The following is a 625-nucleotide window of genomic DNA, read 5'->3' as shown; positions in this document are numbered from 1 at the left end:
GCTACAAGGGGGGGCCGCCGATCTAGTGCCCCATGAGCCAATGCTGATGTGGCCCCGGCAAGGTCCAGATGCCGAACAGCATCACCAACAAGCCGCCCGYCATCCGTACGCTGCGCTTGCGCAACAGTGCGGTGATGCGCTCGGCAGCTGCTACAAGGGGGGCCGCCGATCTAGTGCCCCATGAGCCAATGCTGATGYGGCCCCGGCAAGGTCCAGATGCCGAACAGCATCACCAACAWGCCGCCYGCCATCCGTACGCTGCGCTTGCGCAACAGTGCGGTGATGCGCTCGGCGGCGAGGCCAGTCGCCAGCAGCACCGGCCAGGTGCATCCCCCTGTAGCAGCTGCCGAGCCTGCGAGGCTGCGTTCGGCGGCGYAGCCGTCGTGAAATCAGACTGTGCGGTGTTTCAGRTGAATTTGGTGCTCAGGGTTTACGACGGCTKCGCCGCCGAACGCAGCCTCGCAGGCTCGGCAGCTGCTACAAGGGGGGGCCGCCGATCTAGTGCCCCATGAGCCAATGCTGATGYGGCCCCGGCAAGGTCCAGATGCCGAACAGCATCACCAACAAGCCGCCCGCCATCCGTACGCTGCGCTTGCGCAACAGTGCGGTGATGCGCTCGGCAGCT

2 pseudogenes are annotated in these 625 nt (G+C 65.8%); both read right to left on the bottom strand.

The features are described 5' to 3' along the window. Positions 1-22: 22 nt before the first annotated feature. Positions 23-148 (bottom strand): annotated as a pseudogene (locus AB4Z35_RS29995) (sulfite exporter TauE/SafE family protein); the annotation flags it as partial. Between the two features lie 350 nt (positions 149-498). Further along, positions 499-625: pseudogene (locus AB4Z35_RS29990) on the bottom strand (sulfite exporter TauE/SafE family protein); the annotation flags it as partial.

The sequence above is a fragment of the Pseudomonas sp. KB_15 genome, from assembly GCF_052114525.1.
Taxonomy (GTDB): Bacteria; Pseudomonadota; Gammaproteobacteria; order Pseudomonadales; family Pseudomonadaceae; genus Aquipseudomonas.
The sequence above is the reverse complement of the archived record's forward strand: the minus strand, read 5'-3'. Positions and strand labels throughout refer to the sequence as shown.